Annotated in this window: 15 protein-coding genes; all 15 read right to left on the bottom strand. The window is 46.2% G+C overall.

The annotated features are described in order from the left end of the window. Positions 1-241: 241 nt before the first annotated feature. The 15 genes from dnm_RS24825 to dnm_RS24895 all read right to left on the bottom strand — a co-directional run bounded on the left by dnm_RS24825 (position 242) and on the right by dnm_RS24895 (position 13,118). Positions 242-1,333 (bottom strand): RAMP superfamily CRISPR-associated protein, encoded by a 1,092-nt coding sequence (locus dnm_RS24825; RefSeq protein ID WP_207679577.1) that lies wholly within the window; start codon positions 1,331-1,333, stop codon positions 242-244. After that, positions 1,320-1,811 carry a hypothetical protein gene (locus tag dnm_RS24830; RefSeq protein ID WP_207679578.1) on the bottom strand — a complete coding sequence of 164 codons (492 nt, stop codon included), beginning with the start codon at positions 1,809-1,811 and terminating at the stop codon, positions 1,320-1,322. Before dnm_RS24830 ends, dnm_RS24825 begins: the two co-directional genes overlap by 14 nt. Next, positions 1,811-2,794: an RAMP superfamily CRISPR-associated protein gene (locus dnm_RS24835; RefSeq protein WP_207679579.1), complete on the bottom strand. Its 984-nt coding sequence runs from the start codon at positions 2,792-2,794 to the stop codon at positions 1,811-1,813. The genes dnm_RS24830 and dnm_RS24835 overlap by 1 nt, the downstream gene beginning before the upstream one ends. Next, positions 2,787-3,596 (bottom strand): type III CRISPR-associated RAMP protein Csx7, encoded by an 810-nt coding sequence (csx7, locus tag dnm_RS24840; protein ID WP_207679580.1) that lies wholly within the window; start codon positions 3,594-3,596, stop codon positions 2,787-2,789. The genes dnm_RS24835 and csx7 overlap by 8 nt, the downstream gene beginning before the upstream one ends. A gap of 32 nt (positions 3,597-3,628) precedes the next feature. After that, the gene (locus dnm_RS24845) at positions 3,629-4,099 is read right to left on the bottom strand and encodes a hypothetical protein (RefSeq protein ID WP_207679581.1); all 471 of its coding nucleotides are present in this window, start codon (positions 4,097-4,099) and stop codon (positions 3,629-3,631) included. Positions 4,100-4,113: 14 nt separating this feature from the next. Then, positions 4,114-4,518, bottom strand: coding sequence for a hypothetical protein (locus dnm_RS24850; RefSeq protein WP_207679582.1), 405 nt, complete (start codon positions 4,516-4,518; stop codon positions 4,114-4,116). Between the two features lies 1 nt (position 4,519). Then, entirely contained in the window at positions 4,520-5,695 is a 1,176-nt protein-coding gene (gene csx10 / locus dnm_RS24855; protein ID WP_207679583.1) for a type III-D CRISPR-associated RAMP protein Csx10, read from the bottom strand. Beyond that, on the bottom strand, positions 5,692-6,393 hold the full coding sequence (locus dnm_RS24860; protein WP_207679584.1) for an RAMP superfamily CRISPR-associated protein: 702 nt from the start codon (positions 6,391-6,393) through the stop codon (positions 5,692-5,694). Before dnm_RS24860 ends, csx10 begins: the two co-directional genes overlap by 4 nt. A 23-nt stretch (positions 6,394-6,416) precedes the next feature. Next, on the bottom strand, positions 6,417-6,851 hold the full coding sequence (locus dnm_RS24865) for a hypothetical protein (protein WP_207679585.1): 435 nt from the start codon (positions 6,849-6,851) through the stop codon (positions 6,417-6,419). Between the two features lie 77 nt (positions 6,852-6,928). Then, positions 6,929-8,476 (bottom strand): ISKra4 family transposase, encoded by a 1,548-nt coding sequence (locus dnm_RS24870; RefSeq protein WP_207679586.1) that lies wholly within the window; start codon positions 8,474-8,476, stop codon positions 6,929-6,931. 107 nt (positions 8,477-8,583) lie between these two features. Continuing rightward, positions 8,584-9,747 carry a Cas10/Cmr2 second palm domain-containing protein gene (locus tag dnm_RS24875; RefSeq protein WP_207679587.1) on the bottom strand — a complete coding sequence of 388 codons (1,164 nt, stop codon included), beginning with the start codon at positions 9,745-9,747 and terminating at the stop codon, positions 8,584-8,586. Between the two features lie 616 nt (positions 9,748-10,363). Continuing rightward, positions 10,364-10,846, bottom strand: coding sequence for a TM1812 family CRISPR-associated protein (locus dnm_RS24880; protein ID WP_207679588.1), 483 nt, complete (start codon positions 10,844-10,846; stop codon positions 10,364-10,366). Next, complete coding sequence (locus dnm_RS24885; RefSeq protein WP_207679589.1) at positions 10,779-11,075, bottom strand: TM1812 family CRISPR-associated protein; 297 nt, start codon at positions 11,073-11,075, stop codon at positions 10,779-10,781. The genes dnm_RS24880 and dnm_RS24885 overlap by 68 nt, the downstream gene beginning before the upstream one ends. Further along, on the bottom strand, positions 11,075-11,467 hold the full coding sequence (gene csx20, locus dnm_RS24890) for a CRISPR-associated protein Csx20 (protein WP_207679590.1): 393 nt from the start codon (positions 11,465-11,467) through the stop codon (positions 11,075-11,077). Before csx20 ends, dnm_RS24885 begins: the two co-directional genes overlap by 1 nt. A 1-nt stretch (position 11,468) precedes the next feature. Continuing rightward, entirely contained in the window at positions 11,469-13,118 is a 1,650-nt protein-coding gene (locus dnm_RS24895; RefSeq protein ID WP_207679591.1) for a hypothetical protein, read from the bottom strand. Between the last annotated feature and the right edge of the window lies 1 nt (position 13,119).

Raw genomic sequence — 13,119 nt, forward strand, 5'->3', positions numbered from 1 at the left:
AAAATCGGGAGATGAATTTCCCTGGGTGAAAGTGAAAGTGTGCTAAGAGCGTGTTTGAAAAGCCCCGTCGGGGCAATCTTCTGCTCCGCACCGTCATCAGAAGCCCCCAAAAAAGGAGTGCGGAAATGGAGCCGCTAGGCGGAATTTTCGCTTACTACCGCAATGCGAAAATTCCGCCTAGCGGCTCCATTTCCGCACTCCTCTGATCCGGGCTCTTCTGATCGGCACTGAGAATCAGAATTCATATTGCTTTAAGCGGCTTCCGAGAATTCTCCGGATTTTTAAACCAGTGATACTCCGGATACTTAAAACTCCTGGAATCATTTTCATCCCATACCATCATTTTACGCAGTTGCTGCATGGTCGGAGATGTATCTCCGATAAATCCTCGTCTCATTCCGGAGAGTTCGTTTATGAGGGCATCGCCTTCATATACGGTGTCTTCTGGTTCCCGGAGAGATGCAAACCTCGCTCTGGGAGCGGCAAGATAGACAAGCTTCTCAACAGAGATATGACAGCTTCCCATACCCAGAGGTTTGGCATTTCCGAGCTTGTGTCTGAGCGGCCCCCTCAGCCTGATTTGTTCTTCCCCGAGGGTCACAGAAACTTCCTCCTCCAATGCCAGCACATAGAGAAGAAGTCTGATCTCCTCGGATCTGAGGTTTGAGAACTGAACTTCAAAATCAAAATGATGGCCTGGCTGCAATGCCCTGATTTTCCATGCCCTGGATCTCAGCTTATCCGGGACATTTGGCACGGAATCGGTTCGGTTTGGCTGATGAAAATAGAGTTTGCGGCTTTTTCCGTCAACATTGCCAGTCTGCGGAGATCTGTAAAACGGCTCATGCCGTGTGCCGCAACTCGAAAGCAGAACATCATATGCTTTTGCTTTCGGATTTTCTTCCCGCATAAGTGCGTCACCAATGCTGATATTTCCCCGGTGTACCCTGGCATTTCTTCCCCGTTCCATCATGCCGAACATCCGGCAGGCAACACACAAGGAATTGGCGTTGTCACATGCTTTATATCTTGAGTCGTGTTTCACTTTGCGATCCGCCACCACAAAACAGCCTCCGCCCACAATCTCCGCCAAAGATCGCAGCATCCCCTTGAGGGAACTCCCCGGGATCACACATTTTCCGTCCCGGGTCAGAAAATTCTCACCGAAATTACGATTTCCCCCAATAAACAGCGGGGTAAGGTTTTCCAGAGAACAGGAGATAACTCCGCTCTTTCCCTTGAATTTTTCATCTGTCAAAGGGGGTTTTTTCTCAATTCTTTCCCTGACCGGTATCATCCGGTACGGATTCCAGAAATTTTCATTTTGCGGCATTTTTTTCCTCCTTTATCGTTCCGAGACTATGGTAACGACTGAACCTTGGCAGTCCTGATGAATCCAGCCATTTTTCAACGATAAGAACCACTTTTTTGTCAGATTTTTTGTCGGAGAATTTCTTATAAATCCATTTCGTGTTCTTGTCAATTCCTATTCTCCACAGGATAAACTCGCTTTGTTCGGATGTCAGACCAACCATCTCCTCTGAATGCTCCTCAAGTCCGTCAAACAGATCATTTCCGAGATAAACCACACGCATTTTATGACCTGTTCGCCGCCATTTTAACTCTCCGTTGGGAGAAAAGATTCTGCCCTGATCTGTTTCCGACAAAAAGGGCTCATCAAACTCAAAAAGGGCAAAACGGGCATCAGCAGGCGAAAAAGCCATCAGAATCGCATCGTCCGGGAAAGAAGCATTCCGAACCAATTCGGTAAAATCATTTATGAGCAAATCATTTGCATGAAGAAACGGCATTAGTTCCTCCTTTCGAGGAATTTTTCCAGGGCCCCGGGCCAGTCCGTGTTTTCAATGAATTTTAGCAAATCGTTTACTCCCGGGACCAGCACCGTTTTCCAAGTATCAGTTATGGAGTATTCATAGCGCAGTCCGTTGGATTCGGACTTAGGCAGGGGCGATTTGTCTCTGGTTTCCGCGAAAAATCCGTAGGCATTATTTTCTTCTCTTGAACAAAGTTCTGCCAAACCGGACAAACCGGACAGCTTTTGATTGTAATAGGTAAGCCGAAAATTCGTTATCTTTGCCCTGAACCTTCCCATGCCCCGGCTCTTTCCGAATCCCACTCTCACAAGCCCCTGTTCCATATCCCTAAGCACCAGGGCGATCAGACCGAGCTGCCATCGCTCAAAATTTCTGATGTCCAGCGTGGTTCCGAATTCCCCGCGGGTGAGAACTTCCAGATCATATTTTGCACCGCCGGCCGCGCCGCCCGTGAGCCGGTCAATGGCAACGCCGTCACGGATTTCAAGCACAGGATTTCCTGTGTTTTTAAAATCTTCAGTCAGATAGGCATCAGAAGTGGAAAGTCTTCCGATAAATCCGTGCGATCCGAAAAGTCGACACACCGGACAGGAGAGGCTGTAAATTTCCGGAGAGGGAATCGTTTTGACATTATATTTTTTTTTATACTTTTCAAAGCACAGTCCGCAAGATGCCTGGCGGTGTTCTCCGTGCTGCTCCTTACCCGGCTCAAGATAAGGCAGACACACCGGAACCGGGTCATCTCTCAGGCTGCGGCATATTTTTTCAGCATAAGAGCGAATCATGCCTTTTAACGAGCTTCCGGGAATAAACGGCTCCTCTTTTTCGCCAAAACGATAGGTGCGTACAAAGGACATATCCACGCCGCCCACGGTGGCCTGACCGGATTTGATCAGCAGAGGATCAATGGGAATAATGTCAAAATCTATCTGTGCGCTGTTGATCATTTTTTTAAGCATGATTTCCTCCGTTCAAAAGCTGATCCTCCAAAGACTTGTCAAGCAGAGAATCCGCAGGGGTCATCTTATGTGAAATCAGATAGTCCATCAGTTGCTCGGCATCGGTGTAGTCTGTCTTTTCAACCTTTCTGTCCGTGAAGCACACTTTTCCCAGGCCGCGTGAGGTGAAACCGCCTAACCGGAAACCGTGTTCCCATTCTGCCAGTGCTGCCCCGACCAGGGCAAGTTCGTAATCCTCCGGGTTTTCAATCTCAATGGTAATCTTAAAGGCCGCGCCTCTGGGTACGACCTCAAAATCATATTTTGCACCATGACGGGCCGTTTCCGTATCCCGGTCAATGCAGACACCGTCCCGAACCTGAAGCCCCCGTCCCCATTCCAAGAGTAAGCCGTCGCTGAAAAAGATGCGAGAAGCCTGCAAAGGAGACCCAAAGAGGCTGCACACATCGCACACATGATCCTGAAGCCATTCGAGTTTTTTCCGCTCTTGTTTTATTTCTTTGAATTCCTCGTAAACCCCTTTGCGGTAGGTTTCATCGCTCACACATTTTACGCCGGACAAATCAGAATCAAGCAGACAGGCTTTAAGTCCCAGGTAACCGGCAAGGCGTTCTGCAAACGATCTGAAATTTCCCTTTAAGCTCGAGCCGGGAAGAATCGGCCTGCCATCCCGCTCCAGTAAAACGCCCATATCCGTTGCAAGTTCTCCCTCTTTGCCTGACCCGATATGAAAAGCGGTTTCAAAGACAAGATTGCCTGTGATTTTCACTTTTTTCCTGAATATCTTATTGTTATTCTTCATAATGCCGCTCCTTGCACAGTTTTAAACCAGGTTCACCGATTCATATAAAAATAATGGCAGTTGAAGTGTTCAAAGTAAATGGGAAGGACATGTTTCATTATCTCATCCACCAAAGCCCGGTTCGCCTTTCTGATCTGTTTTTGTTCTCTCTTCTCTGAAACTCTTGTTTCATCTCTGAGTAACTCCTGTACCCCGGATTGCTGACGGATAAAAGAACGGAGAGAAAATTCAGGGCCCGGACTCGCAAAAACAAGATCATCAAGAAATTCCCAAAACTTCTTATTTTTCGCCTTTGTATTCTTTTTTTTCTGGTTTTCCACCAGGTCTTTAAATCCCTTTGTGCCTCCGCCCTGTATCACGCTCGGAATGGAATGCAACTGGACATTGTCTATATGCGCGTGGGAATCCAGAAATTTTTCCACTGCTTCACACGCGTTCCGGCGCAAAGGTTCATCCAGAAACAGGCGGAATGCGTCGGACTTGATATACGCTTTTGACGACATGACGATTCCTTTCTCTATCTTTGTAAGGCAGAATAGAGGTAATGCGCCACAACTTGTTTGGCCCAGCCTCTTGCCAGCTTCATTTTAATCTCAAGGGCTGCTTCAGGATTTCCCCGACTCATTTCATTGGACTTATGTTCAATCTGCTCTAATTGTTCCAGAAAGAGAGAAGCGATTTTCAGCCATTTTCCCTTTTTATCTTTTCCTGCCTGATTTTTAATATAGTTGATGATTTCCGAAAAGCGAGAAGCCGATGTGACCAGTGTTTCGAGTCCGCGTATCTGAGTGGTGCGAAGACCTGCACGAGCCATTTCATTTCCTGCTTTTACGGACTGAGAATAAAATTCTTCCAGATACAGATCAATCTCTCTCAATGTTTCAGGAGCCAAAACCGATGCCAATGGTGTCTGATCTTTCATTCTAAATCACCTCCTCCGTAATCGTATGCAGTTCATCACAAACTGAAATCCGTCCGAAGCCTTCTTCCCGGCGAAGGCCGATCCCGCTGACCGCCAGCTCGTTCAGAAGATTTCTGAGCTTTTCCGGGTCATCTCCGTTGTATTGAAACAGGAAGATACTGCCCATTGCAACACTCAGATCATCCGGTTTTGGCAGATTCCATGCAGATTGCCAGCCGCGTATCGTTTGCGCCTTGGTCATCTTCAGTATCAGCTTGAAATCAGAGACAGAGAATTCCTCAATCTCCGAATGAGGACGAAGAAATTTATCCACAAGAATGGCATGGGATTCCAGTTTGATGCTGAAATAAAGTCCTGACAGCGCATCTTCCGGAATGTTGTTTCCCATGCTGCTTTTTAATTTTGCTTTAAATTTCTCGTTCCAATGCTCAAGTCTGACTTCAGGGCGCGGAATTTCCTCGAAGGAAAGCTGAATCTCACCCAGCCCCCGGGTTCGGTCGGCACCGGCAAATAACGAATCCTTGATCAGTGTTTTCAGGATTTCAAGCTGTTCCTCATTCATGAACATATCTCCGGAAAGATATTGCTCATGGTATTCTTCGGACTTATCATCCTTGCGAAAATCAGCCATTTCCTGGGTGACAAAGAAAATGGAAGGGGCAATGGTGCCGGTGTCCCGGTCAATCCCTGTGTGGCGGTGATAAAGGATGGTCGGTTCAAATTTGCAGGGTGCGCTGAGATTTCCGTTCCAAAAGCCCGGGAACGGTTTCATATCTTCACCGCATTCCGGGCATTTCCAGAAGTCTTCATTGGCAGATGCCTGCATTATCCTGCTTGCAGCGTTTGGTGCCAGCGTATCCCTGACACCATGTTTGTCTCCTTCTTTGAATCCCGGATTCCGCTTGCAGGAAATGCTCGTCATCGGCAGCACTCGTGACAGAACACTCCCTTTTTCATCTGTGGGAAGCAGATTGGGGAAACTCGGGGGATCATCAAGAAAAAGCGTGCGAAAATCTTTATCCTCAGGGCCGCCCCGAATAAGAAAAAATTTGGCTGCCAAAGCTCCCCTCAGCGTGCTGCCCGGGAGATACGATATGCTTTGACAAGTGTCTGACTGCCGATTGTTCTGAATAAGCAGCGGCGAGAGGAGCTTTGCGGTGATGCGATAGTATTTCATACCTCCTCCTCCTTCGTCATCTCGTAAAGGTCCGAATCAAGGTATTCAAACACAGTTTCCTCGGAAAGTGTTTTTCCGTTGCATTCGATGCGATTAAAGGAAATTTCGATCCGTCCGCTTCCGGTACTCTTATCGCCTCCGATACGGCCTGTCATCATTATGGCGGCAATGAGCAGGCAGTAGGCATAAGGCGGGTCGTTTTCACCAAGACAAACCAGATCATTATGATAGCCGTCTATCCGCGTTTCAAATTTAATCGGAGCCGCGTACTGAGTGGAGAAAAGATGCTTGTCTTTGGCGGTGCGAAGCTTGCGATAGCAGCAGATACGGCTTTGTTCCCTGAGAAATCGGTAAGGCGGCTCGTCTTTAAAGCGCGCATCTCGGAAAAAAAGATTGCCGCTTTCATACTTATTGCCAAAAATCCTGTCCACAGGAGATGCAAGCGTGTTCAGCGGGGCAAAAGCTTCTGAAAATTCATCGTTTTCATGGGGATCAAGCGGATGCGGAAAGCCCAAGGTTCTTGAAAGTTTCTCACAGTTTTCCCTGATAACGCCTTTCAAAGTGCTGCCCGGAATATAAGGCCAGCCCCGGGCATCTCTTGAGATCAGGCGATCCACAAGGAAACCGCTCTCTCCGGAGCCAGTGTGCCACTTGGATTCAAAAGAAATCGTCATATCTAATCTGAGATTATGGCGCATGGGTTTCTCCTTTGGGATTTATATCAGTCTTTTCTTATAAAGCCGGTGAGTTCTATCATATCTGCAAGCATTGTCGTATCTGCCTGAGCGTTGTCCTTATCTTTCTGTGCGACTTCCTTCCAGGGAATATTGGACATACAATCAAAGTGATCAAGCGCGTTCCATATTATCGGGCGCTGGTCTTTGCCGGTGCGGGTATAAAGTTTGAGGCATTCCAGGGTGCCGTTAATCTTGCCTAAGGACGGTGCATAACCGAATCGCTTCAGACGTGTGTTCGGAATACCGGCGTTTACCAGCTTCCGGGCATGATCCATAAGCGCCCGCGCATCAGGCAAAGAATAAGGCTTCTGATAAAGGTTTACAGTTCTGGCACTTCGCTGAGAAGAAATATCTTGACATTGATCTGCGGGACAGGGCTTCTGGTAAAGGTTGGCAGCTTTGACACCGTGCAGAACCAAGTGGTTTTTTCGGCTCTCACTGACTTTGATCTGATTATAATTTGAGGAGAGATGAAAATCAATAGGGTGCGGCTCTTTTAGGTCGACTTCCCTTCCACAAATTCCTTTGATGACAATTCGTCCAGAATGGCCGGGTCGGAATACTTTGAATAATGGTTTCTGTCAAATTCCTGAAGCTCATAAAATTTCCAATAATCATCAAAATCACCGCTTGATCTCAGTGATCGAAGCTTCAGCACCGCCTCCGCACCTTCCAGACTCCACCGGGCTCCGGTGATATCCATCCTGTCCCTGATCAGATGCCGGCAGGCGCCTTCGATCACACCTGTGGCAATCGGCAATCCCTCTCCGAGATACTCATTGTAACGCAGATACGGCGAATTTTTGAGAAGATAGTCGGCGCACACATCGACAGGTTTTCTCGAACTCCGTCTTATCTTCAGAAGGGTGGCGGACCTTCTCATCCCCCCGGCAACAAGACTGGCTCTGCCCCGCAATATTCCCAGAAGACGTTCTGAGACCCATTTTTCGGATGTCCTGCTTGCCTCATCATGAAAAACCCTCGCAGCTTTCCACAAATACTCGATGACGTGAATGATGTCCAGTATCACCACGGCGCTCACCGAAAATTTTTCGATCTGCCTGTTGACACTTTTCAACTGATGAGGATCCCCATCAACCAGACACACCCACTTTTTGCTGTTTGACGGGTCTCTTCTCAGAGCCTCCTCGAAAATCTCACGAATGACATCCTCCCGACTTTTCTCCAGACTTGCCCACACCCTCTTTGCCACGGGGCGGGGCCTTCCTTTTTTTTCCGATTCCGATTCCGGTGCGAATTCTCCTGCCACAGATTCGGGGGAGCGTACAAATCTCTCCATATGATAAACTGACGCGACAGTTGCCATGCGCTTACGATTTTTCTTTTCTCCCTTGGAGATTCTCTTATTCAGCTTTCTTCGGGCATTTTCAGCCTTTTTCCTTGTCTCCTCCCTCAGATCCTCCTTCCTGACAACTATTCCCTTGCCATCCGTTGTCAGAATCAGCAAAGGCAGTTTTTCCGCCTCCCCGGGCAGGAGGCTGCAAGTCTGCTCATAATACTCGTCAAAACACCGCACCGCCTTCCGGGACAGGTGTTCCGCCTGTCTTTTATGCATTCTCACTCCGGTCTGCCGTCTGATCGAATCTGTCGCTTCCGAAAAAGAACTTTTCGAGACTTCCAGGGCAAGTGCCTTTCTGATTCCGTAAGAATGGATGCCTTCGGGAAGATTCAGGACAGCATCCAGGGGAAACAGACTGCTCTTCCCGGGACGCGAATAACCTGTGCGTTTTATTCTCACCTTCCCGAACACTGTCATCACTGTCCTTTCCCGCAATATCTTATGAGTTCGTTCAATGCCATCGGAACCGGTCACGGATTTCCATACGTCATCTCCGCAAGCCCGGATTCTCAGATGATCTTCCATGAGTCTTCGCATCAGTTCGCGGCCTTCGCCGGACAAAAGATTTTCCAAATCACTGTGAGTCATAGAATGACTTTCAGGCAACTCCAGATGGCCGATGAGTTCCAGATATTTCTCTGTCGAGGCGGCGAAGGCAACTTCTGTTGTTGACAAGGACGACAATTATGATTTTCTTTCCTGTTTGCCATTTATCAGCATTTCCCTCATATGACTGTCCACTTTTCATACATAGCAAATAATACATAAAAAATCAAGGATAAAAATTTGTATCATTTATATATGATTGAATTTTCCACTCGACCTAAAAGAGCCGCACCCAAATCAATATAAGTGGGCGCGTAATAGTCTCCCCTCGTCTCATCCTGAGACCCTGCTTTTTTCGCAGATTTGAGCAACTCTTCCGCCTGGTTGAGCATGATGGAAAAGGGTGTATGGGTTTTACCGTAGGCAATCCCTAATGATATGGTCAGGCCCTTGCCCCGGAGGATTTCTGAAAAAAAAGAATTTTCAGAGAATTTTTGTTTTGTTTTTTCTTCAAATATGCGGGCCGCGTCAAGGGCAAAGGGGAATGCCGTGTCTGCGGACAGATACACCACGAGATCATCGCCGCCCAGCAGCAGAATATTGGCAGGAATTTTGCCGTTTACCGGCTTGCAGTTGGTGTAAAGGGCTTCATGGCAGGCTTCACGAACAGAATCATCCACGGTCTTGGAAAAAAATGCAAAATCCTTGCTGGTCTCAATTTTTTTGACCAGTTTTCCCATCGCGTTGCCATCCGCGTAAACAAGTGCTGTGTAGTCTTTTCTGGCAAGGCATCGCTCTCCGATTTCCTCAAACGTCCGAGCGCGTTTTGCCTCCTTACCTTTTTGGTTGCAGTATTTTTCAAACTCTCTCCATAAACCTCTCTTTTTTCCATATTCTGCCTTTTCCGCACATACCGCACATAACATCCGCTTTTCGCCGTGATCATCAATAATCTGGGAAGCCAACCCGGAACAGCTCCTGCATTCTTGCAGATAACCGGTATGGAACTGAGTGCAGGAAATGATGGTTTTTTCCTCTTTTTCCTTTTTTAATTCAAGATGTGCCAGGGGCAGGGCATGGGCGTATTTTTTTTCCGAAATTTCGGCAGTACCGCAGATCAGTCGCAGCCCGCTTTTGGATTCTTTGGCAAAAAATCCCTTTAATTCACGAACACAGTTTTCAAGATCAGTTTTCTCTGCCGTGATGACAAACTGCCCAGCTCCGCCGTTGGAAAACACACACTCAACAGCGGATTCTCCGAGTTTATTTTTGAGAAAGCGTTCGGTTTCCTTGCGGTTTAATTTGTCAAGGAGCGCACTGGCTCCCCGTATTTCCACCAGGCGATCTGTGCCGAAAACATACTCCTTTATTCCCGGTACGTCTGTTATAAGGAGATACTGTTTTTTCATAAGAACGACTCCGTAAATGTAAAGACGCAAAAAATATGTCTGATGTAACCCATTGAAATTAAATGTTATAAAGGATGCTGACGTTTATGCTGAATTAATCCGTAACATACTGTTATTTTAATGATATATCATTTCCAACACGAATTGCCAAAGAACCACAAAAAAACCCCATCCTCTGTAAAACCAGAGGCATGGGGTTTCTTATATCAGTTGAACCGGCCATTTATTCTCCTGTCAAAAAGTTATGAACAAGCGTGAATAAAATACTTTGCATTCATAAAATAAGCATGGATAATTGTCAATCCTTAATTTGGGAGATGTTGCATTTCCTCCCGAAACCACTGCCGTCAGCATCAGGGCATCTCTGTATTTTGGGCAGTCCTCAGGGAGTCTGCTTTTATTGTGACATATTGTTTTTTATTGAAATTTTGGCGGATTCATTTTCTCATCCCGGACATTTCCGGTCAGAATCACGGAAAAGCCGAGATGAAAAAAGGAGGCATGGGGCAAAAGGCGCGGGGCAGGAGGCAAAAATGTTATCTGCGAAAACCCCCTCGCCTCATGCCTCTCGCCCCTCGCCTCCCTCCAATCCGGTCAAGAACATTTTCATCATTCGTTACTCGCTTTCAGCAGAATGAAAACCGTATCTTTCGATACTCTTAATCAGTCCTGCAAGATTTTTCTCAAATGAATCCGATTTCATGGGGTTCTGCCTGTAACCCGCATGATTCAGATCATTTCTGTAATTGGAAAGTTTGTTAAACACTTCCAGCAACTCCTTCCGGGGACCGTAAAAAGCAAGAAACTTACGCGTCACTTCAGGGTGATCAGCGGCCGGTTTTGCCCATTTGTTTTCAGGCAGGCTGTCACGGCAAATTTTAACCGCCTGTGTGGAAATATCCCTGATTCTCGCAGCCTTCCTGGAAACCTCCCTGTTTTTATCTTTTAAGTCCTCGGGTTTCTCGTCAATGCCCGAAACAAAATACGAAACCAGCGTTTCCTGCAAAATCGTATATCCCTGCTGAATCAGGTTATGCTCGAGACACCACCTTGCCGCATGTATGCCGTCCCCGACCAGATTGCCGCCAAAATCGCTCATCTGCTCCCGAACCCTGTCCAGCCGTGTGACCGTCATCCAGCCAGTTCGCCTTATATGCCTCGTCCGTGGTAAAAATAAGAATGCGATCCTCATCACCCCACTCCCGGCAGCACAGTTCCAGCGTGGCCTCCTGGACAAACCTGATATCTGAAACTTCTCTGTTTCCGTCCGTGTAAATGCAGGGGATATAGTCGTTGGTTCCCAAAAAAGAAAGATAAGCCTTTGCCATTATTCGCTCCTGTATTTTCTGAAAATCTGATGTCTGAACTGATGGGTCATCTTTACTGTGCCGTCTTCCTGATGCACCTCGAGCGCCTCCCGTTTTGTTGTGGCATACACAGGAATCAGCCCCTTCTCAAACGCGAAACTGACCATGATGAAACATGCGCCGAAATCTCCCTGGATCAGCACATAGTCGCCCTTTTTGGCCCGGAATGCGAGCCAGTCTCTTACCGGCTCAAGATAATCCCCGAGTTCGGGAAGGTGCGGCGGAATCTGTCCCCATAATTCCTTCAGATCTGACGGAAGAGTGATTATCTCACCAACACCGAGGGAGGTTCGGGCATCAGACTCCTGTTCTCGGGTGAGTTGGTGGTTGAATATTAGAAACAGAGATTTCATATCAGTTCGAATTTCGAGAGGGATAAAAAGATTCAATGGAAGCAAACTCGAACCGTTTTATCAAATCATCAAAAGTTTTGTTTTCCATCTTATCTTTGTATGTTTCGATAAAAAGTTCGATATATGCCTTTGAGACTTCTTTCAGATGCTCAACTTTATTATGATTCTCAGTTTCCATATTTTGGGAAAAACAGTTGAAGTGAGCAATTTTGTTTCGTGTGCCAATGGCATCAAAAATTCCTTCCGGACGCTTGTTTTTCCCAAATCGGCCTGTTTTATCTTTCCAGATAACTTTCAAGTTCAGTCCGTTAAGACTAAAATTGTTTTTTGTAAACAGAAATGCTAACAGATTGCTGATTGGAAGATAACTTTTCCTGAATTCAATCTCCTTGACAGGTTTGCTTTCATCAATTGGATTTTGCTGTAATTTATCATCACCATACATTTCCCAAAAACGATATTCACTCAATAGCTCAATCACCTGTGTAAAACATAAAGCGGCTTTATCCAAATCCTTGTCCAAAAAATCATTACCCCGCATCCAGCGATCTGCTGCCAGATAAATTGCCCCCTTTTCCGTCCAGCGTTTCTCAGAACAACCAGCCAGTTCAGAAAGAATACCCTGATGGTGAGTACCGTAAAAATCAAAGCCCGTACTTTCCTGAGCAAGAGCATAGTTGAAGTTTGACCAGGCATCATAACATTTCGCTGCTTTCTGAATCTGCTGAAACCGCTCATATTTTTCCTCCAGACCATAGGCTTTTGCCCTGTCTTTCCCGAATTTAATAACGATTTTTTTGACGATCTTATCCACTTCGGCAAAATCTTTGGTTCTCCAGAATTCCTTGACCAATTCCTCTTCCCGGATGCTGTAGATATCATATGGATTATCCAGCTTATTCAGAAATTCAGTTCCGTAAACTGGTTTGCTGTCCTTGTATCCCTCAAAATCCACATAAAAGATATCAATACCCTTTTCGATTGCAGCGGTGAGAAAGGCGGACGCATCCATTGATTTTTTTCCGCCAGTAATGTCAATGGCGATTTTTGCCTCTGGATTGGACTTCTTAATCTTTTCGATTAGTTGCCGGATTTTTTGGAAGGTGTCGGCAGTACCGATTTCATTTACAGGAGGTTCTTGGAGTATTTCACAGATATTAAAATAAGCTTCATCATATTTCTCGGTCAGAAACTCGAAAAATTGCTTCATTGACACATTCGTATTTTTTAAATTTTTACTTTGCTCCGAGGTTATCAGATAAACTACCGCCGGTTTCAGCGTCAAAATAGTGTGCATAATGGGCTGAGGCGAAAATCCGACCAAGGTAATCAATACATCATATTGTTTATCTGCAACTGAAGACAACTCAGGCAATTGTTCCGTCAGCTTCCTTTTTTGAATTTCCACGGTAGCTTTAAAGAATTCAAGCGACTTCTGAAAGTAGTCCTTGCCCGTTTCTTGTGTTAAATTTTCTCCTGCTCTGGAAAAGTTGAAATATGCTCTGAGACGGTCCTCTTCGGAGAAATTTCCTGGCGGATCATTCGCCTCATCTATCTCATCAGCAAGTTTATACCAGTGGTCTTCATTTTTTTCTGAAATATTTGATTCAACAATCAAGTCTGCTCTGTCTTCAGGAGTTTTATCACTCATT

Origin of the sequence: Desulfonema magnum (genome assembly GCF_017377395.1) — a bacterium.
GTDB classification, from domain to species: Bacteria; Desulfobacterota; Desulfobacteria; order Desulfobacterales; family 4be13; genus Desulfonema_C; species Desulfonema_C magnum.